The 24,855-nt window shown below is 69.4% G+C and carries 36 protein-coding genes; 3 read left to right on the top strand and 33 right to left on the bottom strand.

The window, feature by feature from the left end; genetic code table 11:
* Nucleotides 1-66: 66 nt before the first annotated feature.
* The 31 genes from ACGFK0_RS09520 to ACGFK0_RS09670 all read right to left on the bottom strand — a co-directional run bounded on the left by ACGFK0_RS09520 (nucleotide 67) and on the right by ACGFK0_RS09670 (nucleotide 21,048).
* Entirely contained in the window at nucleotides 67-741 is a 675-nt protein-coding gene (locus ACGFK0_RS09520) for an MmpS family transport accessory protein (RefSeq protein ID WP_392902245.1), read from the bottom strand.
* 198 nt (nucleotides 742-939) lie between these two features.
* On the bottom strand, nucleotides 940-2,202 hold the full coding sequence (locus ACGFK0_RS09525) for a tyrosine-type recombinase/integrase (RefSeq protein ID WP_392902247.1): 1,263 nt from the start codon (nucleotides 2,200-2,202) through the stop codon (nucleotides 940-942).
* A complete protein-coding gene (locus tag ACGFK0_RS09530; protein WP_392902249.1) occupies nucleotides 2,202-2,423 on the bottom strand; it encodes a helix-turn-helix domain-containing protein in 222 nt (73 codons plus the stop codon). Before ACGFK0_RS09530 ends, ACGFK0_RS09525 begins: the two co-directional genes overlap by 1 nt.
* 510 nt (nucleotides 2,424-2,933) lie before the next feature.
* Nucleotides 2,934-4,508: a hypothetical protein gene (locus tag ACGFK0_RS09535; RefSeq protein ID WP_392902251.1), complete on the bottom strand. Its 1,575-nt coding sequence runs from the start codon at nucleotides 4,506-4,508 to the stop codon at nucleotides 2,934-2,936.
* Nucleotides 4,509-4,543: 35 nt separating this feature from the next.
* Nucleotides 4,544-5,473 (bottom strand): bifunctional DNA primase/polymerase, encoded by a 930-nt coding sequence (locus ACGFK0_RS09540; protein ID WP_392902253.1) that lies wholly within the window; start codon nucleotides 5,471-5,473, stop codon nucleotides 4,544-4,546.
* A complete protein-coding gene (locus ACGFK0_RS09545; RefSeq protein ID WP_392902255.1) occupies nucleotides 5,470-6,354 on the bottom strand; it encodes a hypothetical protein in 885 nt (294 codons plus the stop codon). The genes ACGFK0_RS09540 and ACGFK0_RS09545 overlap by 4 nt, the downstream gene beginning before the upstream one ends.
* A gap of 140 nt (nucleotides 6,355-6,494) precedes the next feature.
* Nucleotides 6,495-8,189 carry a DNA methyltransferase gene (locus tag ACGFK0_RS09550; protein ID WP_392902257.1) on the bottom strand — a complete coding sequence of 565 codons (1,695 nt, stop codon included), beginning with the start codon at nucleotides 8,187-8,189 and terminating at the stop codon, nucleotides 6,495-6,497.
* Nucleotides 8,190-8,307: 118 nt separating this feature from the next.
* Nucleotides 8,308-8,433: a hypothetical protein gene (locus ACGFK0_RS09555; protein ID WP_392902259.1), complete on the bottom strand. Its 126-nt coding sequence runs from the start codon at nucleotides 8,431-8,433 to the stop codon at nucleotides 8,308-8,310.
* Complete coding sequence (locus ACGFK0_RS09560) at nucleotides 8,430-9,470, bottom strand: DUF5131 family protein (protein WP_392902264.1); 1,041 nt, start codon at nucleotides 9,468-9,470, stop codon at nucleotides 8,430-8,432. Before ACGFK0_RS09560 ends, ACGFK0_RS09555 begins: the two co-directional genes overlap by 4 nt.
* Nucleotides 9,467-9,817, bottom strand: coding sequence for a hypothetical protein (locus tag ACGFK0_RS09565; protein WP_392902266.1), 351 nt, complete (start codon nucleotides 9,815-9,817; stop codon nucleotides 9,467-9,469). The genes ACGFK0_RS09560 and ACGFK0_RS09565 overlap by 4 nt, the downstream gene beginning before the upstream one ends.
* 155 nt (nucleotides 9,818-9,972) lie before the next feature.
* Complete coding sequence (locus tag ACGFK0_RS09570; RefSeq protein ID WP_392902268.1) at nucleotides 9,973-10,329, bottom strand: hypothetical protein; 357 nt, start codon at nucleotides 10,327-10,329, stop codon at nucleotides 9,973-9,975.
* Between the two features lie 273 nt (nucleotides 10,330-10,602).
* Nucleotides 10,603-10,788: a hypothetical protein gene (locus ACGFK0_RS09575; protein ID WP_392902270.1), complete on the bottom strand. Its 186-nt coding sequence runs from the start codon at nucleotides 10,786-10,788 to the stop codon at nucleotides 10,603-10,605.
* 95 nt (nucleotides 10,789-10,883) lie between these two features.
* Nucleotides 10,884-11,450 (bottom strand): C40 family peptidase, encoded by a 567-nt coding sequence (locus ACGFK0_RS09580; RefSeq protein WP_392902272.1) that lies wholly within the window; start codon nucleotides 11,448-11,450, stop codon nucleotides 10,884-10,886.
* Nucleotides 11,451-11,548: 98 nt separating this feature from the next.
* Nucleotides 11,549-13,492, bottom strand: coding sequence for a DNA translocase FtsK (locus ACGFK0_RS09585; protein WP_392902274.1), 1,944 nt, complete (start codon nucleotides 13,490-13,492; stop codon nucleotides 11,549-11,551).
* A gap of 39 nt (nucleotides 13,493-13,531) precedes the next feature.
* A complete protein-coding gene (locus ACGFK0_RS09590; RefSeq protein ID WP_392902276.1) occupies nucleotides 13,532-14,125 on the bottom strand; it encodes a lytic murein transglycosylase in 594 nt (197 codons plus the stop codon).
* Nucleotides 14,122-14,751: a hypothetical protein gene (locus ACGFK0_RS09595; RefSeq protein WP_392902278.1), complete on the bottom strand. Its 630-nt coding sequence runs from the start codon at nucleotides 14,749-14,751 to the stop codon at nucleotides 14,122-14,124. The genes ACGFK0_RS09590 and ACGFK0_RS09595 overlap by 4 nt, the downstream gene beginning before the upstream one ends.
* Nucleotides 14,752-14,777: 26 nt before the next feature.
* Complete coding sequence (locus tag ACGFK0_RS09600; protein WP_392902280.1) at nucleotides 14,778-15,272, bottom strand: hypothetical protein; 495 nt, start codon at nucleotides 15,270-15,272, stop codon at nucleotides 14,778-14,780.
* A gap of 2 nt (nucleotides 15,273-15,274) precedes the next feature.
* Nucleotides 15,275-15,433, bottom strand: coding sequence for a hypothetical protein (locus ACGFK0_RS09605; RefSeq protein WP_392902282.1), 159 nt, complete (start codon nucleotides 15,431-15,433; stop codon nucleotides 15,275-15,277).
* A gap of 172 nt (nucleotides 15,434-15,605) precedes the next feature.
* Nucleotides 15,606-15,794 carry a hypothetical protein gene (locus ACGFK0_RS09610; RefSeq protein WP_392902284.1) on the bottom strand — a complete coding sequence of 63 codons (189 nt, stop codon included), beginning with the start codon at nucleotides 15,792-15,794 and terminating at the stop codon, nucleotides 15,606-15,608.
* Between the two features lie 91 nt (nucleotides 15,795-15,885).
* A complete protein-coding gene (locus tag ACGFK0_RS09615) occupies nucleotides 15,886-17,148 on the bottom strand; it encodes a hypothetical protein (protein ID WP_392902286.1) in 1,263 nt (420 codons plus the stop codon).
* Nucleotides 17,132-17,389, bottom strand: coding sequence for a hypothetical protein (locus ACGFK0_RS09620; protein ID WP_392902288.1), 258 nt, complete (start codon nucleotides 17,387-17,389; stop codon nucleotides 17,132-17,134). Before ACGFK0_RS09620 ends, ACGFK0_RS09615 begins: the two co-directional genes overlap by 17 nt.
* Before the next feature lie 108 nt (nucleotides 17,390-17,497).
* Entirely contained in the window at nucleotides 17,498-17,821 is a 324-nt protein-coding gene (locus ACGFK0_RS09625; protein WP_392902290.1) for a WhiB family transcriptional regulator, read from the bottom strand.
* A 3-nt stretch (nucleotides 17,822-17,824) separates the two neighbouring features.
* Nucleotides 17,825-18,034, bottom strand: a complete 210-nt coding sequence (locus tag ACGFK0_RS09630; protein WP_392902292.1) for a hypothetical protein — start codon at nucleotides 18,032-18,034, stop codon at nucleotides 17,825-17,827.
* Complete coding sequence (locus ACGFK0_RS09635) at nucleotides 18,031-18,270, bottom strand: hypothetical protein (protein ID WP_392902294.1); 240 nt, start codon at nucleotides 18,268-18,270, stop codon at nucleotides 18,031-18,033. The genes ACGFK0_RS09630 and ACGFK0_RS09635 overlap by 4 nt, the downstream gene beginning before the upstream one ends.
* Complete coding sequence (locus tag ACGFK0_RS09640) at nucleotides 18,267-18,572, bottom strand: hypothetical protein (protein WP_392902296.1); 306 nt, start codon at nucleotides 18,570-18,572, stop codon at nucleotides 18,267-18,269. The genes ACGFK0_RS09635 and ACGFK0_RS09640 overlap by 4 nt, the downstream gene beginning before the upstream one ends.
* A gap of 77 nt (nucleotides 18,573-18,649) precedes the next feature.
* The gene (locus tag ACGFK0_RS09645) at nucleotides 18,650-19,030 is read right to left on the bottom strand and encodes an RRQRL motif-containing zinc-binding protein (RefSeq protein WP_392902298.1); all 381 of its coding nucleotides are present in this window, start codon (nucleotides 19,028-19,030) and stop codon (nucleotides 18,650-18,652) included.
* Between the two features lie 412 nt (nucleotides 19,031-19,442).
* The gene (locus ACGFK0_RS09650; RefSeq protein WP_392902300.1) at nucleotides 19,443-19,691 is read right to left on the bottom strand and encodes a hypothetical protein; all 249 of its coding nucleotides are present in this window, start codon (nucleotides 19,689-19,691) and stop codon (nucleotides 19,443-19,445) included.
* Nucleotides 19,692-19,764: 73 nt separating this feature from the next.
* Entirely contained in the window at nucleotides 19,765-20,190 is a 426-nt protein-coding gene (locus ACGFK0_RS09655; protein WP_392902302.1) for a hypothetical protein, read from the bottom strand.
* 45 nt (nucleotides 20,191-20,235) lie between these two features.
* Complete coding sequence (locus ACGFK0_RS09660; RefSeq protein ID WP_392902304.1) at nucleotides 20,236-20,544, bottom strand: hypothetical protein; 309 nt, start codon at nucleotides 20,542-20,544, stop codon at nucleotides 20,236-20,238.
* A gap of 2 nt (nucleotides 20,545-20,546) precedes the next feature.
* A complete protein-coding gene (locus ACGFK0_RS09665; protein WP_392902306.1) occupies nucleotides 20,547-20,669 on the bottom strand; it encodes a hypothetical protein in 123 nt (40 codons plus the stop codon).
* A gap of 109 nt (nucleotides 20,670-20,778) precedes the next feature.
* The gene (locus tag ACGFK0_RS09670; protein ID WP_392902308.1) at nucleotides 20,779-21,048 is read right to left on the bottom strand and encodes a hypothetical protein; all 270 of its coding nucleotides are present in this window, start codon (nucleotides 21,046-21,048) and stop codon (nucleotides 20,779-20,781) included.
* Between the two features lie 1,019 nt (nucleotides 21,049-22,067).
* Between ACGFK0_RS09670 and ACGFK0_RS09675 the strand changes: the two genes are divergently transcribed.
* From ACGFK0_RS09675 to ACGFK0_RS09685, 3 genes are read left to right on the top strand one after another with little or no spacing between them, the layout of a single operon-like run.
* Nucleotides 22,068-22,289 (top strand): hypothetical protein, encoded by a 222-nt coding sequence (locus ACGFK0_RS09675; RefSeq protein ID WP_392902310.1) that lies wholly within the window; start codon nucleotides 22,068-22,070, stop codon nucleotides 22,287-22,289.
* Nucleotides 22,286-22,837 carry a DUF6879 family protein gene (locus ACGFK0_RS09680; RefSeq protein WP_392902312.1) on the top strand — a complete coding sequence of 184 codons (552 nt, stop codon included), beginning with the start codon at nucleotides 22,286-22,288 and terminating at the stop codon, nucleotides 22,835-22,837. Before ACGFK0_RS09675 ends, ACGFK0_RS09680 begins: the two co-directional genes overlap by 4 nt.
* Before the next feature lie 18 nt (nucleotides 22,838-22,855).
* Nucleotides 22,856-23,704 (top strand): helix-turn-helix domain-containing protein, encoded by an 849-nt coding sequence (locus tag ACGFK0_RS09685; protein ID WP_392902314.1) that lies wholly within the window; start codon nucleotides 22,856-22,858, stop codon nucleotides 23,702-23,704.
* A gap of 29 nt (nucleotides 23,705-23,733) precedes the next feature.
* Here the strand turns inward: ACGFK0_RS09685 and ACGFK0_RS09690 are convergent, their stop codons facing one another.
* Both ACGFK0_RS09690 and ACGFK0_RS09695 read right to left on the bottom strand, forming a co-directional pair.
* Nucleotides 23,734-23,931: a hypothetical protein gene (locus ACGFK0_RS09690; protein WP_392902317.1), complete on the bottom strand. Its 198-nt coding sequence runs from the start codon at nucleotides 23,929-23,931 to the stop codon at nucleotides 23,734-23,736.
* 18 nt (nucleotides 23,932-23,949) lie between these two features.
* Nucleotides 23,950-24,459, bottom strand: coding sequence for a hypothetical protein (locus ACGFK0_RS09695; protein ID WP_392902319.1), 510 nt, complete (start codon nucleotides 24,457-24,459; stop codon nucleotides 23,950-23,952).
* Between the last annotated feature and the right edge of the window lie 396 nt (nucleotides 24,460-24,855).

Raw genomic sequence — 24,855 nt, forward strand, 5'->3', positions numbered from 1 at the left:
CACGGTTGCACCGGAGCGGGGCCTTCCCCGTCTCTGCCTGACCAACTGCTTGACCAAGAGCGTCTTCTAGGGACCCGTGGACGAGCATGTCGCGATCGCGAAGGCACCGGTGGAGGTGTTGCTGGCGACCACCTCGCCGTCCACGCTGATACGGCAGGTGACCGAGCCGCGCTCGCCCTGGTTCTGGACCTCGACCTGGAGAACGTCAAGGGCGCCGACCTCCCGGGAGTCTGCCTTCCGCCACGGCAGTGACCGGCCGTTGTCCTGCGCGATGTCCTGGCCGAACGAATAGGTGATGTTCGCCTGGGCGGCGCCACCAGAACCGTCCGCCTCCAGCACCACGCGTGCCTGCTTCTCTTCCGTCGCGTTGTTGGCGAGCGCCACCAGGAAGATGAGGACGAGCACCCCGGTCAGGATGCCGATGTAGCCAAGAACCAGCCCCGCGATCGCCATGCCCTTTCCGCTCTGGCCGGTCTTCTTGATCTGTGACAGCGACACGTGGCCCAGAACGACCGCCATGATGCTGCCGATCCAGCCCAGCCAAGTGATGCCAAGGATCAACGAAACGATGGCCAGGCTGTTGGTGCTCCCTGGCCGTGGTTGCCCTCCGGGCGCTCCAGGTGGTGGTGCCCCGCCGGGCGACTCAGGTGGTGGTGCCTTGCCTCCGAACCCGCCGCCCATCCCGGACATGACGACCTCCCAGTTCAGCCCTGCAAGGCAGTTACCCTCGGCAACTGCCACTTACGCTCCGGATTGCCGAGGTGGCCGCCCAACGTCTCTCAGACTCATATGCGACGCGCCATCCGTACGGCCTCGGAGATCGCCCGGGCGACACTGATCGTTTACCTGCTGGAGTGGCCCTCGGCCGGGTGCGGGACCAGGGTGATCGCCTCTATGTGCCTCCCTCCTCATATGTGTTCTGTTCCGACGGTGGAGCCTTTAGGAAGGCGCCTCGGGGAAGATGCGGTCCATCTGGGTGGCGCCGCTCTCCAGGACGGGACGCAGCTGGTGCCGGTAGACCGTCTCTGTGACGCGGGTGCTGCTGTGGCCGACCAGCCGTGCGATGTCCTCGATCGGCATCTCGTTGTCCGATAGCAGGGACACGAAGGTGTGCCGCAGCTCCCGGGTCGTCCACTCCGAGCCCTCCAGGCCGGCGCGGTCCGCCACCTTCCGGAAGGCCCGGAGCACGTCCATCGGCCCCTGCATGCGCCCATCCGGTTTGGGAAACACGAGACGGTCTGGAGAGGGCGGGAAGACGCCCCCCGCGTCCAGGAGGGCGCCCGTCTGCGCGCTGTAGAGTTCGTGGAGGGCTGAGACGCACCTGGCCGGGAGCTTGAGGCTGCGCCGCGATCTCTCGGTCTTGGTGTCCTCGCCGTGGCGGTCCGCCCGCCATACGTACACGGCGAACTCCTTGTGGTTCCATCCGGCCTGGTCGACCGGCACCCACACCTGGCGTTCGGCGTCGTAGGCGACGACGTGCGACCAGCGGAGCGCCCGCATCTCCTCCGTCCGGGCCCCGGTGAGCATGGACACGGACACGTAGGCGTGCATGTCCGGCCGGCCGTCCGCCGCAGCCGCATCCAAGAACGCAACGGCCTGGTCGAACGTCAGGGATTTCGAGGGACGCCCTGGCTGTCCTTTCGGGACCTCGCACAGCAGCACGACGTTCCGCCGGACCCGTTCCCGCGCCTGCGCGCGGGCGACGGCTCGCTTGAGGATCGAGACCAGCTCACGGAGCGTCTTCGTGCTGAGGATCTTGGCCTTGCTCGCCAGCCATCGGTCCACGTCGTCGGCGGACAGCTCCCGGAGCTTGCGCGCCCCGAGGTCGGGAATGATGTGGTTCCTGGCCAGGCCTTCCCATGTGGTCACCGTTTTAGGTGCCCGTCCGGCCAGCCCGAACTCCAGCCAGTCCTCGACGGCTTGCCGGACGGTGTACCTGGTGTCCTCGCTCGGCAGACCGTCGTCGCGGTCACGCAGCTTCGCGTGCAGCTTCTTCAGCGCCCTGGTCTTGCTCCGATCGCTGGCCGAGCGGACGATCCGCTTCCCCGCCGGGGTGTACCCGACGGTGATCTCAGCGATCCACCGCTGGCGCCCCTCACTCCACCGGAGCCCACCGTCCCCACGCGGCCGCGGAGGCTGCTTGCCCTTCTCCCCGGGCAACCCCTCCTCGGGATCTGGCGCATCGGTCGTGGTCCCGGCCATCAGATGACCTCGCTGTCCGCTTCGCGCTCCAGGAGCTGGACGTACTCGGTGATGGCGGAGGCGGGGATGAGGCGGGTGCGGCCTCGGGTGACGGAGCGGAGCCGGCCGCTGCGGATCTCTTCGTAGATGGCGCTGCGGCTGAGGGACAGGATCACCTTCGCCTCCATGACCCGGTAAAGAGCCTTCTGCTGCGGCTGCGAGGTGGCGATGTCGACGTCCATGATGGGTGTGCCTTCCTGTGGAGGGTGGCGGCCCCGGCATGGGTGTGCTTGGCGGTTCACCAACCGGGGCCGTCCACGTCTTCGGGGGTCAGTGCGGGGTGCTGGTGTGGCGGGCCTGGGGAACAGGCAGCGGCCGGGCGAGGCCGTTCGTCAGGGCGCGGTTGGACGATGCGGTCGGCGATGTATCCGCCGGGGCCGTCTGGAGCATGTGTGAACGACGAACAGCCACCCGATGTGGGGGCGGCCGTTGCGCTGTGTGGGAGGGGCTGAAACATCTCCGCAACGCCGCATCTCCGCACTTGTAGGCCTGACCTGCGGTGATGCGTGCGGAGATGGTCGGAGTGGGGCTCGGTCCATCTCCGCAGTTAGGGGTCATCTCCGCACTGGTTGCGGAGATGCGGAGATGACTTTTGGGTGACCGGCTGTATCTCCGCACGCATCACCGCAGGTCAGGGGCGGGTTTGCGGCGTTGCGGAGATGCGGAGATGTTTCAGCGCTTTCCGAGTCGGTTCACGCATGGCGCTCTCCCTCGCCCTGCTCTGTGTCGTGGTGTTCGACCCAGAACACGTTTCGGTCGCCGCGGTGGTTCTTGGCCGCTCGGATGACGTAATCACCGCGCCACCGGCCGATCTGTCCGGTGAGCAGGCGACCGAGGCCGAGCACGTTGGGCAGGCGGCCGGCGGGGGTGGTGATGAACTGGCCTTCCCACCGGTCGTGTTCGTCGAAGCCGATGTGGTCGGGTTCGACGGAGTTGCGGAGTTCGGCGGCGGTCATGCGCTGGTCGCCGTGCAGGTTGTGCCAGCAGGCCATGAACGCGTGCCAGCGGGTTTCGTCCTCGTCGATGCCGCGGACGTCGGCGGCGTTGGCCAGGAAGCCGTCGATGCCGTGGTGGGCCAGGAACCCGCCGAGGGCTTGCGCCCACGGGGTGAACTGCCGCATTGAGACGGTGTCGGCGCGCGGCGCCCCGTTGCGGGTCCAGTCCAGGACCATGACCAGCAGGTGCCACAGCACGGTGAGCTGGTTGGCCGGGACGGTGATCCACTGGTCCAGGTGCGGGATTCCGAACCGGGATTGGTCGCGTTGCTCGGGGCGGGGCATGTTGGGGTCCAGGTGCACCCGGACGGTTCGGGAGGCCATGTCTCCGCCGACTTGGAGGTTGTTGCCGGTGGCCATCCATAGCCGGTCGTTGACGGTGGCGATGTTGCGGGACGCCCCGAGCTGGCGGTCGGACCAGACGCCGACGGTGACCAGCAGTGCGAGGGTGGCGGAGTCGATGACGGTGCCTTCGGCGAGGTTGTCCCACACGACCACGCCGACCTGTTCGGCCAGGACGGCGGTGATGGATTTGCGGAGTTCCTCTTCGGTGTAGGCCCAGGGGATGACGCGCTGGCCGTAGAGCATGCCGGGTCCGCCGGTCAGGATGGACTTGCCGGAGGCGGGCATGGTCGCGTCGATCAGTGCGAAGGGGGTCAGTGAGCGGGTGAAGTGCCGCAGGATCGGGGTGACCAGCAGCGCGAGGTAGTTGGCGCGGTCGGCCGGGGAGGACCATGGGAAGTCGGACAGGAACCGGTTGAGGATGAAGTCGCGGGCGGCGGCCACCTGTTCGGCGGTGGGCTCGTCCGGGACGGGCGGTAGCGCGACTTTTGAGGCCAGGTACAGGCCGGTGGCGGGGTCGTAGCCGGGGTTTTGGAGCAAGGTGCCGTCTCGGCGGAGCACCGGGGCGCCGATGACGCCGCGGAGCGGGGCCAGGTCGGGCCAGGTCTTGCCGGCCAGCACGGAGGACAGGATGTCGCGGGGCGGGGTGACCTCCTCTTCGTAGGTTTCGGTGCCGTTGCTGGTTTTGCGGGACCGGAGCCGGTAGACGTAGGCGTGTTCGGCCAGCAGCCCGGCCAGGGTGGCCGGGGTGATCGGGCTGGCGGTGACCGGCAGCGGTGAGTCTTCGTCGGCGGCCGGGGAGGTCTGCCCGCCGGAGATGGTTTCCATGTGCACCAGGGACCCGGCGGAGACGTAGGTGTCGGGCAGCGTCCCGCGCGCGAGTTCGGCCTTCAGGACGCGGATGGTTTCTGGGCCTGAGCCGACTTGCATGCTTGGGCGGTCGGGCATGGGTGCACCCTGGTGGGTCATGCGGGCACGCTCCTGGGGCGTTGGGTGCCGGCGCGGAACCCGGACCGGATGGTCCGGCGGGCGGGCATGGGGGCCAGCCCGGCGCGTTCGGCGGCAGCGGTCAGCAGTTGCTCGGTGTCGTCAGAGTCGAGGGCGCCCCCGGCCACGAGTTGGCCGAGGGCGACGGCGGCGCCGTACAGGGTGGCGTTGCGGCGGCCCTCGGGCGCGTCGGCGACCGCGGTCAGGCTGGCCGTGACCGCCTTGTGCAGGTATGCGCCACGGCGCCCGGGAGCCAGCCGCACGGTGACGGGGCGTTGCGGTGGCAGCGGCGCCGGACGCAACCGTTCGGCCAGCCACCCCGGCAAGGGTGCGGGGGTCGGGGTGTGGATCGGGGTATAGGTGCCGGTGCCGTCGGCCAGGTCAACGAAGGATCCGGGGCCGACGACGTATCCGCCGTCGCCGCGGGTGTCGACCTTCCAGCCCAGCCCGTTCCCCCGGTCATCGGAGGTGTTTCCGAGCCGGACGCCCTCGGGGGCAGTGAAGTACAGGTGGAACCCGCCGCGCCGGGTCCGGACCTGGAAGGTCTCCAGCGGCATCGCCTCGCCCGCCTGTTCGCACACCAGCGCGAACACGTCGGACCCGTCGTTGACGCCGGGCACCGCCCACCGGGGCGGCGGGTGCTCGCCGGGCTTGGGCAGGTCCAGGTCGATCACCAGCAGGCGGGACGGTCCACAGGCGATCCCGATGTTGTAGGGGCGCCGCGCCCACATCTCGCGGATCACCTCGGGGTCGGCGGTGGCGGCCTTCGTCCACCGCATCCCGTGGGGTGGCTCCTTGTCGCCGGGGGCGACCGGGAACACGTGCCAGCCGCGCGCTGCGCACGCCAGCGCGTAGCGGGCCAGCACCTTGGCGCTGGGCTGTGATGCTGCAGGGCTGGTCATGGTCATGCCGCCTTCCCGGCATCGTTGCTGTCGCCGTCGAGGGCGTCGAAGAGTTCGCCTTGCTCACCGTGGGCGGCCCGCTCGGCCAGCCGGTCTCGCACACGGTCCAGCAGGCGGGAGCGCCAGGCGGTGGCCCAGGGCAGGCAGTTGGCGCAGTTCTTGTGCGTGTGGCCGGGCCAGGCGGGTTCGTGCTTGGCGGCCTGGCTCCAGGCCATCGAGTCAGCGGAGGCAATCTGGTGCCCGTACAGGCCCAAGCCCAGGGTCTTGACGCCGAACGCGTGCAGCCTGAGGCCGCGGCGGGCGAACACGGTCACGATGTCGCGGATCTCGGTGGTGGACTGGCGGCGGCAGACCGACCCCAGACCCACCACCGGCAGGGCGGACAGGTCCACCCCGGCATCGGCGTACAGGTCCGCGCACCTCGCGTACTCGGCCAGAGTCCAGCCTTGAAGAACCGGGATCCAGGGCAGATCGGGCGCCAGCCGCCGCAACTCCAGGTAGCTGGCCACCGTGCGGCGCTGATGCTCGGCCACCGACAGGCCAGTGCCGACGAAGTACAGCCGCCCCCGCCACCCGCCTGCGATCACCTCGGGTTCACACATCCAGTCTTGCGGCGCGGCGAAGTCCAACCGGCCGATGTGATCGCGGTAGCGGCGCACCGCCGCGGCGTACTCGTGCGGACTGATCGGGAAGCGGCCGTAGTCCTTGAGGTAGGTGAAACCGCCCGAGTCCAGCGCCCACCGCTCACACGTCGCGGGACGCAGCCCCACCTTGCGCGCGAGCTGGCGGTACGAGACGAACAGCGGGAACGTGGCGTTCCACAGCCAGTGCGGTTGGTGCGCGCCGAGGTAGAACAGCGGCGTACCCTCGGTAGCCAGCGCGGTCATGCGGCATCACTCCCTGCGGTCGGGTAGGTGTCGTGTTCGCCGTCGGGGGCGACGCGTCGGAATCGGCCGGGCTCGACGGCTCGTCTGACGGGCGGCTCGTGCAGCACTTCCCTTTCGTGGAGTGTCGGCAGGGGAGCAGGTCAAGGCGCGGCCTCCAGTTCCTGACCGGTGATGGCCTCTACCAGGGCGGACACCAGAACCTCCGCGACGGGCGGGGTGACGGCGTTGCCGTACTGGCGGACGCGTTGGCGCTTGTTGCCCAGGACGATGTAGTCCGGGGCGAATGCCATGGCGGCGCCGATCTCGTGCGGCTCCAACATGCGGAACAGGACGTCGTCCAGGTCGACCTCGGCCGCGCCCTCGGCGAGGGCGTACCGGTCGCGGGTCGGCAGGGTGCCGATCGGTTCCCCGGCCGGCCGGGCGGCGCCGTTGCCGTAGTAGGGGATCAGCAGGTGTTCGGAGGTGATGAGGGACTGCGTGCCGTTCGCGGTCTGGGTGCGAAGCGGCTCGGACACGGGCGTGCACATCTGGCCGGCGTCGCCCCGAGGGGTGTTGTTCCGCATCACCATCGCGGCCGGGGCGACGAGTCCGTGGTGGTTGCCGGACGCAGTGACCGTGGTGAGCGGGTCATGGATCGGGCGCGCGTTCTCCTTGTCGCCACCGCCGCGCAGCGGCACCAGGAAGGGCTCGACGGGCGTTGTCATCGGGAGCGCTGCGCCCGTCTCGTTGCGGGCGGTCTGGGTGCGAAGCGGCACCGAAGCGGGCGCGGCATTCTTCCCGGGCCGACCCTCAACCGGGACCATGAGCGGCGGTACTGCCACGCCGTCGTTCTCCCGCGTCGTGCGGGCAGGCATGGGCTCCAGCACGGTCGTGGCTTCCTTGCGCCACGTGCCACCCGCAGGGGTGAGCAGGGGCGTCCAGTACCTGGCGATCCCGGCCTGGATGCGGGCCAACGTTGCTGCGGCGAGCGGCTCGTCCCGGTCCCCGATCCGCCTGCCCTTGAGTCGAGAGTCGATCGCGTGAATTGCGGGAAGGACGCCCGGCTCGACGACCTGGTTGCGGCAGGTGGTGCGGGGGCAGCGGTAGAGGTACTGGGAGCGGTAGCGGCCCATGATGGCGTCGGGCTTCTTGAACACCTGCATCGCCGCCACGACCTGATCGCAGGTCGAGCAGTACGCCTTCGGGGACAGCCACTTGCGCAGGTCGGGGCGACGGCCGAACGCCTTGTGGATGTACATGATGAACGCGCGGTCGCGGGACTGCGGGGCGCGGCGGGTCTTCCTCGGGTTGGCGTGCATGGAGTTGTAGGCGATGACGTACACGTCGTAGGGGCCGATCGCCTCGACCTCGCGGCGCCACCGGCCGAACTGGTCCCACTTGAGGAGCTGGATGACGTTCTCGACCACGCCGCCGAGGACGGGGCGGCCCTTGTCAGCCCAGTGCCGCAGGTAGCGGGGGATCTCCTCCATGAGTGCGCGGGCGCGGGCGACGTTCTCCTCGGGCCCATCGGGGCCGAAGAGGACTTGCTGGTTGGTGCGGTCGAAGTCGCGCTTCACCCCGCGGGCGTCGGTCCACGGCGGGCACGCCGGCGAGGCCCAGAAGATGTGCGCGTAGGGGAAGCGGGTGATGTCCGCCTCGACGACGTTGCCCTTGTAGTGCTCGACGTCGGGGAAGTTCGCGGCGTGTGAGGCGATTGCGGTGTCGTCGTGGTTGGCGACGAAGATGGGGCGGACACCGGGCACGACCGCGGCGCCCTGGGTGGAGCCACCGGCACCGGAGAACTCGTCGTACAGCGTCAGCTCATCACCGGGCATCCAGCGGGTGAACATGGCCATCAGGCACCTCCGGCCATCGAAGCGGGTTCGGATATGCGGCCGGGCGCGGTCGCGGGGGCCAGGCGGCGGAGGCGACGCGGGAACGGGATCACCTGGAGGGACCCGTCCGGACGGCGCACTAGGACATTGCGGGGCCCGCCACCGGTCCCCACCGGGTCAGGACGGTCACGACCTCGGGCGGGTCCTTGCGGCCCGAGGCCCGGTCGCCGGGGTCGAGGTAGCGGCGGCCGATCATGCCCGTCATGCGTCATCACGCCCGGCGGGCATGGCGTTGTGCGTGCGGCCGTCCAGGACGCGTCCGGCACGTTTCTTGCCGACACGCCACAGCGCCACGGCGCCGGGCAGGTCAGCGGAGTCCCAAGGAGGGGTCCGGCCGCTCTCGGCCTGGCCGTTCTCGGCGATGAAGATCTCCGGCTGGCGGGGCGTTTCGGGCGCGTGCCAGGTGTGGGCGCCGTGCTGCTTGTGGAAGTAGGCGACGCCGGCGGCGGCGCATTGGTCGCGCAGGGTGCGGAACCAGTCGGGGTGGGCGGGACGGGCGCCGGGCCCGGACTCGCCGCCGCTGATGACCCAGTCGATACCGGGCCGGGCGGGGTGGCAGTCGCAGCGGCACCGGCCCCACAGGTGCCGGTCGTGCCAGTTCCAGCGGGCCGCCAGGGTCGCAGCGGTCGCAGGCCGGGACTTGCGGGCGTTTGAGCCAGGGCAGCAGGTCCACCGGCCCCAGCAGCGGCTCGGCGGACACGAACCGCACCGCGGCGGGCGTGTCCAGCAGCACCGGCACGCGGATACCGGCCCACTTCTGGGTCTCGACACTGGTCCCGACCCACACGTTCGGCAGGGCCACCACTCACGCGCCGCACGCTGGGCGCTGACGCCGTAGTCGGTGAGCGCCAGCTTCAGCACCAGGTCGCGGAACGCCGGGCGCCGCAACAGGTCGGCCATGCGGGCGTGCCGTTTGGTCAGCACCTGGAAGGTGTGCCGCTCGGCGGCCAGCATCACCGCGAACACCCGCGCGATGAACACCGAGTCCACCTCGGCGTGGAACAGGTCGGACATGGAGTTGACGAACACCCGCCGCGGCGCCCGCCACGTGAGCGGCTGCTCCAGCCGTCCGGGCCGCATCGTCAGGTCGAACCCGCGCTCGAAGTGGTGGCCGGGTACCCCGCGCCAGCGTTCGGCGAATGTCTCGGCGTAGCACCGGTCGCACCCGGGTGAGACCTTCGTGCAGCCGGTCACCGGGTTCCAGGTGGCGTCGGTCCACTCGATCGCACTGTGCTCGCTCATGCCGGGTCCTTCGGCTGGACGATGTCGCCGTCAGGGGTCAGGACGAACTCGTGAGCGTTCTCGCACGTCCACAGGTCGCCGGGGGTGTCGGGGGCGTGCGCGGCCCAGCAGGTGTCCTTGGTGAGGCAGTACGGGCAGTCCGGGCCGCTCTCGACGGGCCAGCGAGTGACGGGGATGTGCCAGTCGTGGCGGCAGCCGTGGCAGTGCCAGACGTTCACTTCGGCGCCGCCGGCGTAGGTGGCGGGGCCGATCCACGCCACGTCGGCGGGGCGCTGGCACAGGGGGCAGTCGGGCGGGGTGACCATCGGCCATTGCTCGACGGGCGGAAAGTCGTGCGGGTTGGACATGACGGCGCCTTCCTGGAGCCGGGGTGAGGTAGGGAGCCCCGCACCGGGCTGCCCGGCGGGGGTTTGAGGGGCTGGTGGGACGTGGCGGGCATAAGAAGACCCGGACCGGCCTATGGCTGGTCCGGGTTCTGGCGCTGGTCAAGCCGGTTGGCTGGTCATCTGTCCGGGGCGGTGGCGCGGTTGCGGAGGTCGGCGAGGTGGACGCGCACGCCTTCGTAGAGGGTTGCGGCCTGGTGGTAGGCGGTCAGGGCGCGCCGGACCCGGTTGCTGTCGGTGGCCTTGTGCTCGGCGTCGGTCAGCACGAATTCGATCGGTGCGGCGTTGGGGCGGCCGGTGGCGCTGCGTAGTGCAGCGGCGGCCTGGCGGAGCGCGGCGACGGCGCACCACTGGTCGACCTTCGCGGCCTTCCACTCCTGCTCCAGGGCGGCCATGGTCGCCGGATCCACCAGGCCGTGCAGGGCGTGGTCGTCGGGAATTAGCGGTTCGTCGAGGTCGAAGCGCATGCGGCTCATCGGCGGGGGGCCCGTCCGGCCAGTGGCACTCCAACAGCGCCTCCTCATGCTCGGCGCAATGCCCGAACGACGCGCCCGGCTTCGATTTCGCGCCGCACAGGTGATCGGTCTGCCCGAAGTACTGCACCCCGATGTCCCAGGAGCACAGGCCCCGGTCGAAGTAGTCCTTCTCCTCATCGGTCCACCGGTCGGGGTCGGTGGACGGTGTGACGATGCGGTTTCTCAGGTCAGGCAAGGCTTTCTCCGTGGTTCGGGTCAGGGCGTAGATGCGGGTCACCATGGGCGGGGCAGCCCTGCCTTCTGGCACAGGTCGAGGACGAAACCACGAACGCCGTCCTTGGGGAGTTCGACACTCGCCTGTATGAGCGGTCGCCGCTCCCCGGGCAGGTGGGAGGTGAATACGATCCGGGTGAAGTCCCCGGGCATCGGCTCGATGGTGATGACGGTCTGAGCGCGCATCAGCGGGTCTCCTCGGGCAGTAAGAGGCCCCGGGGACCGGTTGCACGGTTTCCGGGGCGCGGGTTCAAGGCAGAGGCTGGGTGGTGATGGCCGGGTCATCGGAGTCTGCGGATGGTCCACCGCTGGTCTTTGCGGGATGCCAGGGATGAGATCTTGACGACGTCGCCGGTTTGGGGTGCGTGCACCATGCGGCCGTCTCCGACGTAGATGCCGATGTGGGTGACGCCTTGGCCGTGGTCGAAGCCGATCAGGTCGCCGGGCCGCATCGAGTCCCGGGTGACGGGCTTGCCGCGTTTGACTTGGTTGTGGGCGACGCGCGGCATGGTGATGCGGCCCTTTGATGCCTGGTAGACGGCGTATTGGACGAGTCCGGAGCAGTCGAACCCGTTGGTTTCGCGGCCGTCGTATCCGCCGGGTGAGCAGCAGATCCCGCGGCTTTTGCCGCTGGCGCCGCCGCCGCCCCACGAGTAGGGGACGCCGCGTTGCGCTTTGGCCTCGGCGACGATGCGCCGGCCGAGACCGGCACCGGCCCCGGCGGCGGCCTGGGGGCGGGCGTGGTCGGTGTCGTCGCCTTTGGCGTCTTCGCGGGCGATGGTGCTGATGTGGTAGGCCAGCACGCTGACCACGGCGATGCGGACGAACCGGCCTGCGGCATTGGCCATCGGGGTACCTCCTGAGCAGATCGGGGGGCGTGTTTCGCGCAGGGCGCGGCCCGGGGCGCGGGTGTGGCCCGTCGCCCCGGGTCGGGTGTCGCCCCGGGTTAGGGGATCTCGTAGTGGTCTGCGGGCTTGACGACGTAGCCGAACCGGGTGAGTTGGCTGAGCAGTTCTTCGGCCTGGTGTTCGGGCAGCCCGGTGCGGGCCCGGATCTGGGCGGTGGTCGCCGGTGCCGCTCTGATCACCTGCAGGACCTGCTCTTGGGTCGTGGTCAGCGGATCGGTCGCGGTCCGCGGGCCCAACCCGTCGGTGCCCGGAGGGTGCAGGTCGGTGTGTGGCGGAGCGGCCGGGTACTCCGATTGGGCCTGCTGGACGACCTGGGTGATCTGGTCACTGGTGATGAGCGCGCCTTGCAGGCGGATGTGCTGGGTGGCGCCGGCCGGTGCCAGCAGCGCGTCCCCGGCGCCCAGCAGTTTCTCGGCGCCCTGCTGGTCGAGGATGACGCGGCTGTCGGCCAGGGAGGAGACCGCGAACGCCAGCCGGGACGGCACGTTGGCCTTGATCAGTCCGGTGACCACGTCCACGCTGGGCCGCTGGGTGGCCAGCACCAGGTGGATTCCGGCGGCGCGGGCGAGCTGGGTGATCCGCACGACCGAGTCCTCCACATCGCGGGGCGCGACCATCATCAGGTCGGCGAGTTCGTCCACGATCACCAGCAGGTAGGGGTAGGGCGAGTACACCCGGTCCGACCCGGGCGGCGCGGTCACCCTGCCCGCCTTGACCGCCTGGTTGAAGTCGTCGATGTGCCGGTATCCGGACGCGGCCAGGTCGTCGTAGCGGCGGTCCATCTCCCCGACCACCCATTCGAGCGCCTCGGCGGCCTTCTTCGGATTGGTGATGATCGGCGTGATCAGGTGCGGGATGCCCTGGTACATCGTCAGCTCGACCCGCTTGGGATCGATGAGGATCATCCGCACTTCGTCCGGGGCGGCGCGGACCAGGATCGAGGCGATGATGGTGTTCAGCGCGGTGGACTTGCCTGCGCCAGTGGCGCCCGCGATCAGGATGTGCGGCATCGCGGCCAGGTTCACCACTACCGGGCGGCCCTCGACGTCCTGGCCGAGCCCGACGGTCATCGGATGGTGCCGGGCGGCGGCGGCCGGTGAGCGCAGCACATCGGCCAGGTGCACGGGTCGCCGGTGGGGGGTGGGTACCTCCAGGCCGACCACGCCCGGCTGTCCGGGCATGGGCGCGATGAGCCGCACGCGGTCGCGCCCGAGCGCGACGCCGAGGTTCTCCACCAGGGCGCGGACCTTGGAGATCTTGATGCCATCGCCCAGCGCGAGACTGTAGCGGATCACCTGCGGGCCCGCCGTCGCCCCCGCCACCGCGGCGCGCACGCCATGCCGACGCAGTTCGTCGACGATCACCTGGGGTGCGTCATCGTCGGCTCCGCCGTCTGCGGAGTCGACCGCAGCGTCGTCTGCGGGGCTGGCCGCAGAGGAATCTGCGGGGGTGGGCAGGGCCGTATCGAGGTCGACGGGGGTACTCGCCTGCCGGACGGGGGGCACGGCCTGATCCTGAGCCGGTTCGGGGGCCGGTTGGGCCGCCTGTTGCTGGTCGTCGGCGTGGTGGGCGGCAGGCGGTGGGGATGGGTCGGGGTATCCGGGACGGCAGTGCTGCCACCAGCGGGCGGCCAGCGTGATCTCTGCGGCGATCAGCACCGCGACCAGGACAGGGCCCAGGCCGGTGGTGGCGGCGGCCGTCAGCCATCCGGCCGCCGCGGCGGCGGTGATGGCCACGCGTGGGATCCACGGACGCCATCGGGTCGACCTCATCCGCCACATCGCCGCCCCTGCCACGGCGGCGGTCAGGCACGCGGTCCCCAGCGCGGTGCTGGCGGCCGACACATGCGCCGGCAGGTTCGCCACGGTGATGCCCGTCGCCAGCACCGCGGCGGTGAGGTAGTGCGGCAGCATCTGGGGGCGCAGCCGCCACTCCACGGTGGTGTGCAGGTCCCGCCCGAGCCGCTGGAGTTGTTCGTTCACTGAGGGGTCCCTCCTTTCGGGTGCTGGTCGGCCGGGCGGTCAGCGCAGCCGGTCGGCCACAGCCAGGACGTGGTCGACGTAGCGCTGCGAGTGGTTGTAGTGCCACAGGGCCTTGCGCAGGTCGGTGGCGGCGCTGTGCGCGCACAGGTAGGCGGCGGCGGCCGGGATCGCGTCGGCGGGGTCGTGGACGTCCTTGCGTCCGTCGCCGTCGCCGTCGCGGCCGTAGGAACGCCAGGTGGCGGGCATGAACTGCATCGGCCCCAGCGCGCCCGCCGAGCTGGGGCCGGTGTTGGTTCCGTGCCGCGATTCGACGTATCCGATCGCGGCCAGCACCTGCCAGTCCACGCACGAGTCTTCGGCGGTCCGCTTGTACAGGGCGCGGTAGGCCGCCGGGACACCGGTGCCGGCGTCACCGCTGGCGCCGTCCGGCTCGTCCTCGCCGTCCGAGCCGGGGTCGCCTTTGCCGGGTTTGCCGCCCCCGCCGTCTCCTTCACCGGCACCGGCGGCGTCGGTGAAGGAGACGGCGGCGGTGGCCAGTTCGCCCAGCATCGGGACCTCACGGAACACGCCGGGGTTGATGCAGGCCACGGCGAGCGTGCCCGCTACCGCGGCGGCGGCTGTGACCCTGCTCATCGGCCCTGCTCACCGCTGTCCGTGCCGTCCGGCTCGTCGCCCTTGCCGGACTTGGCGGGCTTGTCGTCGGAGGGCTCGGCGTCGCGGTCCTGCACGTCCGCCTTGGCCTGGTCCACGACCATCCGGACGGTCTTACCGGCCTGGTCGGTGATCTGGTCGGCGACCACCGGCGCGACCCAGACCAGCAGCGCCAGCAGCGGCACCGGCGCCAGCCACAGAAACGGCCGATCGACCTTGCCGTCCATCAGGTCGCGGGCCATCACCAACCCCTTGACCAGCAGCACCGCCAGCACGATGACGCCGACCACCGCAGGGGCCGCCTCATCGACACCGGCGACCAGCTCGTAGCCCGCCCTGACCAGCGGAACCAGGCCGAGCCCGGCCGTCAGCAACGCCACGATGGTGACGAACGAGGCGACCTGCCCGCCCGCCCGCTGCAAGTGCGCCTTCGCCTGGGCGCCGCGCCCACCGCCCCCCATCCCGCCGGGGTCCTGGCCGGGGGTGCGGAACCGCTTGAGGCCCTTGGCCAGGGCCAGCCCGGGAATGGTCAGGAACACCAGGTTGAGCACGATGCCCGGCAGGTCCACCCCGCCGAGCCCGGCCACCAGATCGGCAACAGCATCCATTGATCAACTCCTTTCTCTTGGGTGCTTCACAGCAGGTGGAGGAAGACGGCCATGTTGAGCAGCCACCACCAGACCTGGACCATCAGGAACGGCACGCCGCGCAGAGGGCGCTCCAGCGCCCACGCCTTCCAATAGGCCCACGCGGTGATCGGCAGGCACACCAGCCGGAACCACCAGATCTGCCCGGTGCGCAGCGGCCCGTTCTCGGGTGCGCCGGCGCCGTGCCGGGCGTAGGCGGCCAGCTTGGCCAGCCCGGGCCGGTCGTCCCAGATGTCGGGCGGGTGGGCACCGGCCACCATCCGGGAGAACAGCCTCCCGATCCGGCCACCGGCACCCCTCTGCGAGGTCGCCTCGGCGGCACCGCCCGCGGCCAGTTCCGGCGCGTCACCGGCGGGCATGCCGCCGATCGGCACGCGTCGGGTGTCGCCGGCGCGATGGGAGGTGTCCACGGCGGGCGGGGGCGGGCCGTCCGCAGGATCTGCGGCCCGGCCCGCCCCTTCCACGGTGTGCGGGTTGGCCACCACTACTTGCCGCTTTCCTTGCTGTCGCCGGAGGTCGCCCACAGCGCGGCGGCGGTGCCGGTGGCCAGCGCGACGACCAGGAACACGCCGTTGAGGTTCCACTCGTAGGCGACGATCGCGGCGACGAACCAGAACACCGGCAGCCAAAGCAGCTTGAACATCACAAGATCTCCTTTTCGGGTTGATGGAAGAGACAACTTCGTTTCTGAGCAGCACGAAATGACCGGGCGGGGCACGAACGCCCCGCCCGGTCTTCGGGCTTGGTTGGTGGTTGCGGCACCTCGACGCCGGGTGCATCAAGGCACCCGGCGCCGGTTCAACTCCTGTCGGTGATCAGCGCGGCGGTCTGGGGAGCTGAACCCGCCAGGTCTGCCCGTCGGCGTAGCCGCAGTTTCCCCGGAAGGTTTCGATCCAGGTGCCTTCCGAGTCGTGGTGGACCTCGGTGACCTCATCACCGGAGGCGAGAACATCGCCTTGGCGCAGATCCTGGCCGCGGACGGGCTTTGTCTTGATTTTCTCCATGGGCCTCCAGATGGATTGGCGAGGGTGGCCGGTTCGCTGTTCACCCGGTTCCACGCTCGCCGTCGCTTGGCGAGGGATTGCCGGTGTCGGATTACCGGTGTCGTCCGGTGCCGTTCTCGATGGCTTTCGGTGTGATTTTCCGAATGGCCGCCGCTCTGGCAGTGCTGATGCTCAGCGCGTATGCGATCTCAGAAATCTTCATGGGTTTCCCGGAGGCTTGCTCGACCTCGGCGACGATGCTCGACATCCGCTCGTCGCTGACGTTGTGGCCCCGCTCCAGGATCTTTCCCGCGGTTTCTGTGATCTTTCCCGGATCTTTCCCAGGACCGGCATCGCCCCAGGTCACGTCCAGGACGGTGCTTTCTGGAATCTTTCCCGCCGCTTTCTGGTCGTGCCCGCCGAGCAGTTCGGTCAGGGGGTCGGTCCCGGAAATGGCGTCGTTCGCGGTGCTGGCCATCATCGCCTTGGCGGCATCGACCAACAGACGGCGGGAAGCGTTCTCGTCCAGGCCGGTTTCGCAGGCCCGTTCGATCGCCTCGACGGGCAGGGTGCCGTCCCGGCACGCGCGCATGATCGCCGCCCGCACCTTCTTGGCTTTCGCGCCTTTGTACCCGGCATCCTCTTGGGCGGCTTCCACCACTCGGGAAACCGCCTTGATCTTCTCCGACCGCAGCACCAGGGCGGAGGAGACCGGGGAGCGGTGCCGCAGCCGGTACATGTTCGCCTCACGCCATGCGCCGGGATTGGTCAGGCACAGCACCATCGGGACGCGTTCCACGCCGATGGCGGCGTCGATCCGCGCCCGCAATAGCCAGGCCACACTCTCGGCGAAAACGGCAAGGGTGACTGCCATCAGCGCGTGCGCGGCCACGAACCAATTGATCCAGTCGAACCAACTGCCGCCTTCAGCAGCGCCACTGATCGCGCGGCCGTACCAGGCGCCGATTCCGGCGCTGACCACCACCAGCACGATCCCGTAGACCCGGGTGACCAGCTGGCCGCGGGACTCCTTGACCGCCAGCACCAGCGACAGCGCCACCAGCACCGTGCCGGCGACGTCGAAGCCCACCGGCAGCAACTCCGCCAGATGCCTGGGCTCCCCGGCCTTCAGCAGCGCCGTTCTGGCGTTGGTGTAGGACACCCACATCAGCACCACGTACAGGGCGCCCACCACCACCAGGACGGCCTTACAGGCCCATTCGCCGCGCCTACTTAGGGCGATTCGCCCAACACCGGGCAGCCCGGCCGCCTCGCGGCCGGAGCCTCCCGGCCGGGCATCGCCGCGGCTCTCACCATCAGGGCCGTCCTCGCCGGGGCCGGTCGGCCAGTCGGGTCTCTCATCCATGCTGTCCATCGGGGTCCGGGGCTCCTTCCACGAAGAATCCGGGGGTGAAGGGTTGTGCGGTGCGGGGCGCGGTTCGGGCTGTGCAGGCCCGCCTGGCCAGGGCGCGGTAGCGGCGTGCGGCCCGCGCCGCGATCTCGTAGTCGGGCACCGTGACCGCCATCCCCGCCACCCGGGCGTAGCTGTCGGCCCGCGCATTCAGAGCCCGCGCGATCAGGTCCAGCTCGGCGGCGGTGAACACGGAATCGGTCATGGTCGTCTCCCTGAGGAAAGGGTTCTCGGTGCAGAAGAAAGGCAAAAGGAGGAAAGGAGGAAAGGAGGAAAGGAGGAGGCACCGCCCGGGGGCGGTGGGGCGCGGCGGTCAGGTCTGCTGCCGCTCGCGCTCACGGCGAAGAGCGCGGCGCTGCCCGGGGCCGGCGCCGCCGAAGACCCCGTACTGGTCGTTGCGCAGGCTGAAGCTCAGCGCCCACTCCAGGCACTGGTCCTGCACCGGGCACGCCCGGCAGATCCGCTTGGCCTGGGCGAGCGTGTGTCTATCGGTGGGGTCGCTGAAGAACACCTCGACACCGATCTGGGCGCACAGCGCGTCCTTGGTCCAGGCGGGGACCTCCAGGCGCAGGTCAACCCGGCCAGGGCCATCCCACGGGCTATGGCCGCGCCTTTGGCAGTGGCGCAGGGCAGGCATCGGTCACCTCCTCAACAGGGGAGTTCTCGGCCCGGCGTCGGGCGGCGGTCGATCGGCGGACTGGGGTAGCGGGGGGCTTGAGCCGCCGCCTCTCACACGCCGCTCCTGTTCGCCGATCCGGGCGAGTTCACGGGCCGCGGCGAGACGGGACTGGTGGCTGTGGCCGTTGCGGGCCTGCCACGCGAGCTGCTTCTTGCGGGCCTTGGAGGTCATCGCCGTCTCCACCGGTTGTGAATCTCGGTGACCAGGCTCGCCGGGAGTTTCGTGCCGCCGCTGTGCACGACGCCGGTTCCTGGCTCGAACAGGGCGGTCAGGCCGGACGGGCGGTGGTCAACGCGGGCGCAGCCGTTCTGCAGCAGCTCGACCGTGTCGCCGGCGGGCCGATCGGTGACGACGTGACCGGCGCCTCGCGAATCGGCCTCGTAGCCGAAACCGGCGCTGGGGCTCATGAGATCCGCCCCATCGCCTCAGACAGCGCGGACTCGATCGTGTCGTGGAACCTGACGTTGGCCGGGGCATCCGGCGGGGCGGCGTGCGGGCCGCGGACGTAGAACCGCCGGTCCCGCAGAGGCGTGCAGATCTGCCCGTACTCACCGTCCACGGTGATGTACTCGGCGTGCATGAGGTCTCGGCCCTCGATGTTGAAGTACGGGCACCGCAGAATGTTCAACACACCGGTGTCGTCGTCACGCAACGCCTCGGGCGCGTCGCGAACAGTGCGCGTGATCCTTCCGTTGAAAGTGGTCCCCACTGCTGTCCTCCTTGACATATGGCTGTCGGCTCTCGGGCGTGGTGGTTGAGGGGCGGCGGTGGCCTATGCGGCGGTGGTCAGGCGGCGTCGCGTTCCCAGTCGCTCGCGCAGTCCAGGCAGCAGCCCAGCCGCCGCGGCAGCACGTAACCGGCATCGGTGCGGCAGCGCGGGCAGATGCGCCGCGCCTTGAGGGCTTTGGCCAGCGCGGCGCGCTGCGCCACGGTCGGGACGCGTTTGGGCAGCGCAAGCCGCCGGTCATACAGGTAGGCCACCCCGAGCCCGCGCCGCCGGTGCCACAGCACCTGAGCCACCACGTCCTGGCCGCCGGGACGCAGCCCGGCGGCGGCGAGCTGGCGACGCGTCGCCAGATGCGGCGGCGCCAGCCGCCACGGATAGGTGGGGATGCCGTACCGGTCCCCGCACGGATCCCAGAACCGCGCGGAGCTACGCCGCGCCATCGGCGCGATGCCCGGTCGTGTGCCGGGCGGTTGGGGTCCAGCGGTGTCCGCAGCCGCAGCGATGCCGCCCGTCGGGCAGCACCCGCACACTGCGCACGCTTCCGCAGTTGCCGCACCCACCCGCCCCCACGCCGGTTGCGGCGCCGGTTGCGGCGCCGGCCGGAAAGACGAGAGCCGCCGGGACGGAGTGCGGGCCGGTCACCGCGACCGGCATCGTCATCGGTTTCGTCATCGCGCACAGCGCTCCCTTCTCCCCACGCGGGGATCGGATGACGAAGGGTCCGGGCGTCTGGCACCGGGTGAGACGGCCCCACCCCGGCGCGAACACCTGTCGCGGCGGGGTGGGGACGCCCGGACTCGGGGTCAGCAGTCCCGTTAGCGGCCGCTGCAGGAAAATGCGGCGGCCACTCGGTCAGAGGGTCACGTGCGTGCCGTCAGCGCGCTCGATGGTGATCGGGCAGCTGCAGTTGCCCGCGCACGAGGCGCCGCACCGGTGGCAGGCCACGCAGTACGGCCCCACCACCTCGCAGTCGCAGCAGTGCTCGGGCACCGCCTCACCGGAACCGCCGCACAGCATGCACTCCGGGTCCTCGCCGTAGCAGGAGCACTCCTGCGGCCCGTCCGCACAGACCACACACGGGTCTGTCTGGGCAGAGTCCATCTCGTTCGTCCTCTCAGATAGGCGGCTTGGATGCGGACACGGGGATTGGGTGGCGAGTGGTCGGCTGTGCCGGTCAGTCGTGTGCGGCCTCCAGGCCGCGGACGGTGGACTGGGCCTCGCCGAGCAGGCGGCCCAGCCCGGCCGCGGCAGCGGACGCCTCCCGCGTGACGCTGGCCAGGGCCCGGGCGGCGGCGTCGGCGTCGCCGCCGTACCGTCCGTAGGACGAGTGCTCCCGGGCCTGGCCGCTGGTCACCTGGTCGTTGATGAACTGAGCCATCTGCTGCAGGGCCTGCGGCAGCTTCGCCGCCGCGGCCGACAGCTCACCCAGCACGCTGTAGACGTCGCTGGGGTAGGCCAGCCCATTCGGGCTCATGGTCGTGTAGTTGAGCAGCCGGAACGCGGCATCGATCCCCGCCGCGACCGCGCGTGTGCGCTCGTGGTCGTGCGGGCCGTCGGCGGTGATCGGCCGATCGTGCTCGGCCGCCCTGATCTCGATCATCGGTGGTCGTTGTCCTTTCAGACATGGGGGCGGGGGCGCGGCAGGTCAGCGGCCGTGCCGCGGCCGGTAGGCGCGGCGGCGCAGGGCCGCCCGCAGCCGCGCAACGGCGATGCGCGCACCACCGCCCGGGCGGGCGTGCCGGGGGCCGGCCGGGAACACCTCGGCGAGCAGCCGCTGGGCGGCGCGGCGGGCGCAGCCCGGGCAATAGATCCGGCCGCTGGTGGTCCGGGAGACCAGCCAGTCGTCCACGTCCGACAGCAGGGTCCGCGCGCAGCAGGTGTCGCACAACGCGAACCATTCGCCCAGGCGGGAGTAGTCCAGCTTCCCGTCGGGGAACCGCAGCGGGATGATCACGGCTACTTCTTCCTCCCGGCCTCGTAGGCATCCCGCACGCTCTTGCCGTGCTCGGCGTCGCGGACGCTCTTGGGCTCGCCGTTGGGCCACGTCGAGGACTTGCCCTGGGTGGGGTTGTCGGCCATCGTTTGGACTTCCTTCCTGTTGGGAGGGGCCCGGGACGTCACTGCTTGGTCGTTGGGGCGTCCTGGGTCTGGGGGAACTCTGCAGAGCCCTAGCCTTCGGCCTGGCCGGTCAACACCACGTCGCGGTAGCCGCGCACGCCGCTGCCGCACCGGTTGGGGTAAGGGCCGAGACCTCACCGACCGCGCACCGGTCACCGGGCAGATCGGCCAGCGCCGCCACATCGGCGGCCTCACCGGACAGCCACACCTTGACCAGCCGGGGCCGTGGGCGCTCACCGGTCGCCTCCCGTCCCGTCGTCGCAGGGACCGGTGTCGCCGGTGCCGACGTCGGCTTTGGCGACCGGATCAGCGACATGTCCAGGTAGGCGGTGCTGCCCATCAGACACTCCTTTGCAGAAACGAACTCACGGAACACGTCAGCGCCCCGGCCGGGACCCTGGGGAGGGAAGACCCGGCCGGGGCGCTGAGAACAGAAGAAGTAGAGGGAGCCAGTGGCGCCCCTGGGCAGTCCGGGCTACAGCCGCACAATCGGGGGTCGGGACACCGAACGTCCGGAGAACGGCCGCTGAGCCACACAAGTGCGGCGTGCCGCCAACGCGGCCGCTTCCCGCAGCGAGGCTTGCCAGCGGGCGGGGGAGACGTCCAGCTGGACCCGCTGCCCACTCCCCGGGCACCGGTGCGGTCTGGACGTCGCGTCCAACGGGCCGCGTCGGACCCCACCGGAGCACTCGTCCTGACTGGCCGACTCGTAGCCGTGCGCCACCAGCATTCCTCTCCGCCAGAGCCGCATCCGGCGGCAGTCACCGCACCGAACCAGCGGACGCTGCCCCGGAACCAACGACAACCAGTCGGGACTCAGCGAACTCGCCAGGATCGGCGGACGCCCGTTATGCCTGGTCAACAGACCTCCTACACGCCAGAACCATCACCACGGACTTGCCTTCTCCGCCCACCACGGACGATCACCCGGCCATCGGCCGGGGTCGGCCGTGGCGCGCGGACAGCACAAGTCGCTGTTCGAAACAGTCGCACTGCCCTGACCAGGGACATCCGGGGACTTGAAGGAGCATCGGCCCGGACACGGAAACCGTTGACCCTGGTCACCAGTGCGTTATGGGGGTTGTCAAGAAGCCGTGAGTGTCACGGCGTCCAGTGAGGGCTTCTCTAGGTCCTCGGCTGTCCACCTTGATCTCTGCGTGCTCCAATGCTCTGGCATGATCGCGCATAAGTCAAGCAATGCGCCAATTATGCAGCGAGCATGTAGACTGATGCATGCCAGGTTCCGCGTTCACCGCAGGTGAGCCCCGTCCGATGCAGCAATCAGGACGGGGCTCATTGCGTCAACCGGCGCAAGTTGCGAGCATGAGAAGCGGTGACGCAACCTGAGGAGGAAGCGCTATGGAACGACCGCTGGACCTTGAGTACATGTGGAAGGACAAGGGCTCAGGTGGTGGTGGATGCCCCGCCCTCTACTCCGTGCGGCAAGTCCCTGGTGGCTACGTCGTCCAGGGCAAGAAGATCAACGAGGCGACTCGCGCCCTACTCCGGCAACTCGCCGATGACGAGGACGCCGTCTACGTCCCCGCGAACGTCCTCGACCGTCTCAAGGATCTGGCATGACAGACGGCCGTGTCATCACACCCGAAGAGTTCGGGCAGGTGATCCACGACTTCGAACACACGATGTTCCGACTCGAGCTCCAAGACAGCTACCTCGAGGCCGAGGAGGCCGGAATCTTCGCCGCGTTCCTGCGTGGAGAGCCGGAGCCGCCGACGACGGTCCCCGAGTTGCGGGAGTGGTATCGCCGCGTCGACGACCACGTCCGCCAGGGCAAACGCGTAGAGCGTGTCCGTGTCCACCGCGACCCGCCTACCGACTACCAGCGGTTCGAACGCTGGATGGACCCGTGGAACCGCAAGGCAGGCGAAACCATGCGGTACCTCACCCGGCCCCGCGCACATGAGATCGGGCTACTCCCTGCGGCAGGCAACACAGATTGGTGGCTGCTCGATTCGTACCGCCTCATCGCGATGCGGTTCGACGACGAAGGCCACCGAATCCGAAACGAACTCATCACGGACCCGGAGGTCGTGATCAAGGCGTGCAAGTGGCGGGACCTGGCCGTCCACCACAGCGTCCTGGCCGAGAACCAGGATGTGGCCGCCTAACAGAAGGAAACATCATCCGTGGATTCAGTACGAGAATGGCTGACCCAGCCAGAAGGTCTGGCGACCCGCCTGCACGCCATGCGCGCGCATGCGGGTTTGACCGGAAAAGACCTCGCTGACGCGCAAGGCTGGCAACAGTCCAAGGTCTCCCGAATCGAGAACGGCAAGCAGATGCCGTCCGATGAGGACATCGAAGCATGGGCAGAGACCTGCGATGCTCGGAATGCAGTAGGCGAACTTCTCCGGCTTCGTGACGAAGCACAAGCCGCGCATGTCACGTTCCGAAGCCGGATGCGCCAAGGACAGGAGAAGGTACAGGAGGACTACAACCAGCTGGTCACGGACTCGCGCCTGATCCGCCACTTTGAGACCGCCTACGTGCCTGGCCTGCTCCAGATTCCGGACTACTCCCGGCGAGTGCTCCGCGAGATGATCTCTCTCCACAACCTGGAGATAGACGATGTCGACGCCGCCGTCGCAACTCGGCTCCAGCGACAGCAACTGCTGTACGACACATCGAAGAGCTTCGAGTTCCTGCTCGCGGAGCCGGTGCTCCGGTGGCTGATTTGCCCGCCGGCGGTTATGCGCAGCCAACTCGACCGCCTCCAGACAGTCATCGGGCTGGATCGTGTGCGATTCGGGATCCTGCCGATGGGTGTGGAGTTGGCGACCACCCCGCAGAACAGTTTTCAGATCTACGTCACGGATCAGGCGGTCGTCGCTCTGGAGACGTTCGTCGGTGAGGACTTCGCGCGTGGTGAGGTCGCGGCCCACTATGAGAGAGTGCTGGACCTCCTCTGGGAGGAGGCCGTGACCGGAAACGAGGCACGAGAGCTGATCGTCGCGGCAGCCCAACAGCTCGATTAGCCGATTGAGAAGGATGAGGGGCTCGTGTATCACGCGGGCCCCTCAGTATGTGGCATGCCCAGCCCTGGGGCGATCAGGAGCTGTGCCTCCTGGAGCTTCTTTGCTCGTTCGGTCTCGTTTTTCTCGTATCGGGTGCTTTCGGGGAGGTCTTCAGCCTTCGCATTGCTCTCGCCGTGGTGCTCGTCGCCTGGTACCTGCTGCGCCGACACGGTGGCGAGATCAACCATGATCGATAAAGCGCGGCGTCAGGGCTTCATCTCATTGCGGATGCTGGCCCTGAACCTGTCGTATACCGCGACAAGTTCGTCGACAGGTCCAGCTAGTGCGACCCTCTTCTGGATGGCGGCCCCATCGTCGCTCTTGCCCTCATCGTGAAGCTTCTGGTGGTACGGGACGATGTCCATTACGAGCATCCGGTGGATCTTGTGGATGAGCCGTGACAGGTCGTCAAGGTGCTTCTCGACGTCATCGCTCGCAAGGACCCGCGCCTGGCTGATCAACCGGTCAAGTTCCTCATCTGAAGGCTCTGGAAGATCCGCGAGCGGAGTCGAGGCCCGATTCCTGGCGTTGTCCACCAGTTGGGCGGTTACCCGCAACAGATCACCGTAGAGCGCGAGTTGCTGCGCATAGGTCTGCTCCATGCGGCTGCTCTTTCGTCGCATGCGTTCTGCGAGCCATGGCCCTACGAAGGCCCCTCCCAGCGTGCCGATCAAGGTGGCACCGGTGCCGATCAACGCCACCACAGTCGCGTCCATGTCTTAACCCCTTAATTTTCCTGTGACGGACAGGATCTCACCGGCGAACTTGACCTGTCACGATTTCCCAATCTCTACACGGGCCATACAGGTGCGGATCAGGCGTCTCGCCTCTGGGGGTCTCTGTCCGAGGCGGGCGCGCTGCGGGCCTGGTACATGCACAGCGAATGATCGCCTGATGCTCGGGGCGCCTGGCTTCTACCGGCTGAGGCAACCGGGACCATGCCCGAAGCCCGCGCCGTCCGTGTGACGGACGCGTTGAGGAACGACGGCCCCCTTCACGCGCATCCACGACGGAACCTCCCTAATGCGGTTCGTCCAGTCGACCCGGGTCGCCGTAGCGGTGGGTTTCGGGCAGTGCCTGTCCAGAGGGGGCAGGGGCAGGAACATCTACCG

The organism is Spirillospora sp. NPDC048823, from assembly GCF_043198445.1.
In the GTDB taxonomy this organism is placed as follows: Bacteria; Actinomycetota; Actinomycetes; order Streptosporangiales; family Streptosporangiaceae; genus Spirillospora.

What these genes read in the sequence shown, in the direction of transcription:
- ACGFK0_RS09525 (WP_392902247.1), bottom strand. Translation starts at nt 2,202, where the DNA reads ATGGCCGGGACCACGACCGATGCGCCAGATCCCGAGGAGGGGTTGCCC.
- ACGFK0_RS09530 (WP_392902249.1), bottom strand. Translation starts at nt 2,423, where the DNA reads ATGGACGTCGACATCGCCACCTCGCAGCCGCAGCAGAAGGCTCTTTAC.
- ACGFK0_RS09535 (WP_392902251.1), bottom strand. Translation starts at nt 4,508, where the DNA reads ATGCAAGTCGGCTCAGGCCCAGAAACCATCCGCGTCCTGAAGGCCGAA.
- ACGFK0_RS09540 (WP_392902253.1), bottom strand. Translation starts at nt 5,473, where the DNA reads ATGACCATGACCAGCCCTGCAGCATCACAGCCCAGCGCCAAGGTGCTG.
- ACGFK0_RS09545 (WP_392902255.1), bottom strand. Translation starts at nt 6,354, where the DNA reads ATGACCGCGCTGGCTACCGAGGGTACGCCGCTGTTCTACCTCGGCGCG.
- ACGFK0_RS09550 (WP_392902257.1), bottom strand. Translation starts at nt 8,189, where the DNA reads ATGGCCATGTTCACCCGCTGGATGCCCGGTGATGAGCTGACGCTGTAC.
- ACGFK0_RS09555 (WP_392902259.1), bottom strand. Translation starts at nt 8,433, where the DNA reads ATGACGGGCATGATCGGCCGCCGCTACCTCGACCCCGGCGACCGGGCC.
- ACGFK0_RS09560 (WP_392902264.1), bottom strand. Translation starts at nt 9,470, where the DNA reads ATGAGCGAGCACAGTGCGATCGAGTGGACCGACGCCACCTGGAACCCG.
- ACGFK0_RS09565 (WP_392902266.1), bottom strand. Translation starts at nt 9,817, where the DNA reads ATGTCCAACCCGCACGACTTTCCGCCCGTCGAGCAATGGCCGATGGTC.
- ACGFK0_RS09570 (WP_392902268.1), bottom strand. Translation starts at nt 10,329, where the DNA reads ATGAGCCGCATGCGCTTCGACCTCGACGAACCGCTAATTCCCGACGAC.
- ACGFK0_RS09575 (WP_392902270.1), bottom strand. Translation starts at nt 10,788, where the DNA reads ATGCGCGCTCAGACCGTCATCACCATCGAGCCGATGCCCGGGGACTTC.
- ACGFK0_RS09580 (WP_392902272.1), bottom strand. Translation starts at nt 11,450, where the DNA reads ATGGCCAATGCCGCAGGCCGGTTCGTCCGCATCGCCGTGGTCAGCGTG.
- ACGFK0_RS09590 (WP_392902276.1), bottom strand. Translation starts at nt 14,125, where the DNA reads ATGAGCAGGGTCACAGCCGCCGCCGCGGTAGCGGGCACGCTCGCCGTG.
- ACGFK0_RS09595 (WP_392902278.1), bottom strand. Translation starts at nt 14,751, where the DNA reads ATGGATGCTGTTGCCGATCTGGTGGCCGGGCTCGGCGGGGTGGACCTG.
- ACGFK0_RS09605 (WP_392902282.1), bottom strand. Translation starts at nt 15,433, where the DNA reads ATGTTCAAGCTGCTTTGGCTGCCGGTGTTCTGGTTCGTCGCCGCGATC.
- ACGFK0_RS09610 (WP_392902284.1), bottom strand. Translation starts at nt 15,794, where the DNA reads ATGGAGAAAATCAAGACAAAGCCCGTCCGCGGCCAGGATCTGCGCCAA.
- ACGFK0_RS09615 (WP_392902286.1), bottom strand. Translation starts at nt 17,148, where the DNA reads ATGGACAGCATGGATGAGAGACCCGACTGGCCGACCGGCCCCGGCGAG.
- ACGFK0_RS09620 (WP_392902288.1), bottom strand. Translation starts at nt 17,389, where the DNA reads ATGACCGATTCCGTGTTCACCGCCGCCGAGCTGGACCTGATCGCGCGG.
- ACGFK0_RS09625 (WP_392902290.1), bottom strand. Translation starts at nt 17,821, where the DNA reads ATGCCTGCCCTGCGCCACTGCCAAAGGCGCGGCCATAGCCCGTGGGAT.
- ACGFK0_RS09630 (WP_392902292.1), bottom strand. Translation starts at nt 18,034, where the DNA reads ATGACCTCCAAGGCCCGCAAGAAGCAGCTCGCGTGGCAGGCCCGCAAC.
- ACGFK0_RS09635 (WP_392902294.1), bottom strand. Translation starts at nt 18,270, where the DNA reads ATGAGCCCCAGCGCCGGTTTCGGCTACGAGGCCGATTCGCGAGGCGCC.
- ACGFK0_RS09645 (WP_392902298.1), bottom strand. Translation starts at nt 19,030, where the DNA reads ATGGCGCGGCGTAGCTCCGCGCGGTTCTGGGATCCGTGCGGGGACCGG.
- ACGFK0_RS09650 (WP_392902300.1), bottom strand. Translation starts at nt 19,691, where the DNA reads ATGGACTCTGCCCAGACAGACCCGTGTGTGGTCTGTGCGGACGGGCCG.
- ACGFK0_RS09655 (WP_392902302.1), bottom strand. Translation starts at nt 20,190, where the DNA reads ATGATCGAGATCAGGGCGGCCGAGCACGATCGGCCGATCACCGCCGAC.
- ACGFK0_RS09665 (WP_392902306.1), bottom strand. Translation starts at nt 20,669, where the DNA reads ATGGCCGACAACCCCACCCAGGGCAAGTCCTCGACGTGGCCCAACGGC.
- ACGFK0_RS09670 (WP_392902308.1), bottom strand. Translation starts at nt 21,048, where the DNA reads ATGGGCAGCACCGCCTACCTGGACATGTCGCTGATCCGGTCGCCAAAG.
- ACGFK0_RS09675 (WP_392902310.1), top strand. Translation starts at nt 22,068, where the DNA reads ATGGAACGACCGCTGGACCTTGAGTACATGTGGAAGGACAAGGGCTCA.
- ACGFK0_RS09680 (WP_392902312.1), top strand. Translation starts at nt 22,286, where the DNA reads ATGACAGACGGCCGTGTCATCACACCCGAAGAGTTCGGGCAGGTGATC.
- ACGFK0_RS09690 (WP_392902317.1), bottom strand. Translation starts at nt 23,931, where the DNA reads ATGGTTGATCTCGCCACCGTGTCGGCGCAGCAGGTACCAGGCGACGAG.
- ACGFK0_RS09695 (WP_392902319.1), bottom strand. Translation starts at nt 24,459, where the DNA reads ATGGACGCGACTGTGGTGGCGTTGATCGGCACCGGTGCCACCTTGATC.